Genomic DNA, 1615 nt, shown 5'->3' on the forward strand with positions numbered 1-1615 from the left:
TCACCACCTGGTTCACGACCGCCGCCGCCAGCAAGATCACCTGCATGAAGTCCTGGTACTGGCGCAGGAAGGCGCGCCACCCGGGCTCCTGCTTCGCGGCGGCCAGCCGGTTGGGGCCCTGCGATGCGAGTCGCGACCGCGCCTCCTCGGCCGAGAGGCCGACGGCCGGGTCGACCCCCAGCTCACGCGAGAGCCGCTCGACGTCGGAGGCGACGGCGTCCACGACTGCCATGGGCCGATCGTGCAGGCGCCTCGGGTGGTGACGCCTCACCCCGGACGGGGTGGGTCGGGCAACCACCCGAAGCGGGTGAACCGCCGCCCGCCTCCGGGTGACACGGTCGGACCAACCTGATCCGGAGGAGGGACTCATGACCGAGACCAGCGTGGACGTCGGACCCGTCGACTACCTCGTCGTCGAGTTCCCGGGCGCAAAGCTCACCGGCGAGGCCCTGGCGGCGCTCGTCGACCTCGCCGACCGCGGCATCATCCGCGTGCTCGACCTGCGGGTGGCCATGGTGACCGCCGACGGCGAGTTCACCGCGATGGCCATCACGGACCTCGACGGCGACGGGACGCTCGACCTGGCGGTGTTCTCCGGGGTCGAGTCGGGACTGCTCGACGACGACGACCTCGCCGAGAGCGCCGCGCTCGTCGGGGAGGGCGACGCGGTCGCGGTGCTGCTGTACGAGAACACCTGGGCGGGACCGTTCGTCTCCGCCCTCCGGCGCCAGGGCGCCGACGTCATCGCGAGCGGGCGGATCCCGGCCGACGAGGTCATCGCCGCGCTCGACGCGCTCGAAGAGGAGGGCTGAGCCATGGGTCTTGTCGGTGGCATGGCGCGCACCGCGGTGGTCGCCGGCACGGCGACGGCCGTCTCGAACCGGGTCTCCCGCCGCCAGGCGGGTCGCTGGCAGCAGCAGGCGGACGCCCAGGCGTACCAGGAGCAGCAGTACGCCCAGCCGGCCTACGCTGCACCCCCGCCCCCGCATCCTGCGCCGGCCGCGGCCGGAGGCGACGACATGATCGCCCAGCTCGAGAGGCTCGGCGAGCTCCGCGACAAGGGCATCCTCACCGACGAGGAGTTCGCAGCCCAGAAGGCGAAGCTCCTGGCTGGCTGACGTGCTGGTCCAGCGCGGGCGGATCGACTCGCCGTTCTTCCGCTCGAAGTTCCGCGTCCCGACGCCGCCCGACCACTTCGTGCACCGGGCCCGCCTGACCGGGCTGCTCGACGACCTCGCGGCGTACCCGGTCGCGGCGGTGGTGGCGCCGGCCGGCGCGGGCAAGACGGCGCTCGTCGCCGACTGGGTGCGCGGCACGCCCCGGCCGACCGCGTGGCTGACGCTCGACGACGCCGACCGTGACCCGACCCGGTTCTGGTCGGCTGTGGTCGCGGCGGTCGACGAGCTGGCCGAGCGGCCGGGCAGCGTGCTGGTGCTCGACGACGTGCACCGGATCGACGACACCGGGTCGCGAGGGGCGCTCGAGGACCTCGTCGACCGGCGCCCGGAGTGGCTGCACCTCCTGCTGGTGGGACGCCGGCGCCCGCCCCTGCCGGTGGACCGCCTGCGCGCCACCGGCGCCCTGGCCGACGTCGACTTCGACGCGTTGAGGTTCA

3 protein-coding genes and 1 pseudogene are annotated in these 1615 nt (G+C 73.9%); 3 read left to right on the forward strand and 1 reads right to left on the reverse strand.

Annotation, left to right across the window (positions count from 1 at the left end):
• Positions 1-232 (reverse strand): cation-transporting P-type ATPase (locus Q0L15_RS18265; protein WP_296605876.1); only part of this gene is annotated, 232 nt, incomplete at its 3' end.
• A gap of 136 nt (positions 233-368) precedes the next feature.
• Between Q0L15_RS18265 and Q0L15_RS18270 the strand changes: the two genes are divergently transcribed.
• The 3 genes and pseudogenes from Q0L15_RS18270 to Q0L15_RS18280 form a co-directional block, all read left to right on the forward strand.
• Entirely contained in the window at positions 369-812 is a 444-nt protein-coding gene (locus Q0L15_RS18270) for a DUF6325 family protein (protein WP_296605877.1), read from the forward strand.
• A gap of 3 nt (positions 813-815) precedes the next feature.
• Positions 816-1118, forward strand: a complete 303-nt coding sequence (locus tag Q0L15_RS18275) for an SHOCT domain-containing protein (RefSeq protein ID WP_296605878.1) — start codon at positions 816-818, stop codon at positions 1116-1118.
• Position 1119: 1 nt separating this feature from the next.
• Positions 1120-1615, forward strand: a pseudogene (locus Q0L15_RS18280) (hypothetical protein); the annotation flags it as partial.

Origin of the sequence: Nocardioides sp., from assembly GCF_024509035.1 — a bacterium.
Classification (GTDB): domain Bacteria; phylum Actinomycetota; class Actinomycetes; order Propionibacteriales; family Nocardioidaceae; genus Nocardioides.

Bases quoted from the DNA above. Each gene is read 5' to 3' on its own strand.
- Q0L15_RS18275 (WP_296605878.1), top strand. From the start codon at position 816: ATGGGTCTTGTCGGTGGCATGGCGCGCACCGCGGTGGTCGCCGGCACG.
- Q0L15_RS18270 (WP_296605877.1), top strand. From the start codon at position 369: ATGACCGAGACCAGCGTGGACGTCGGACCCGTCGACTACCTCGTCGTC.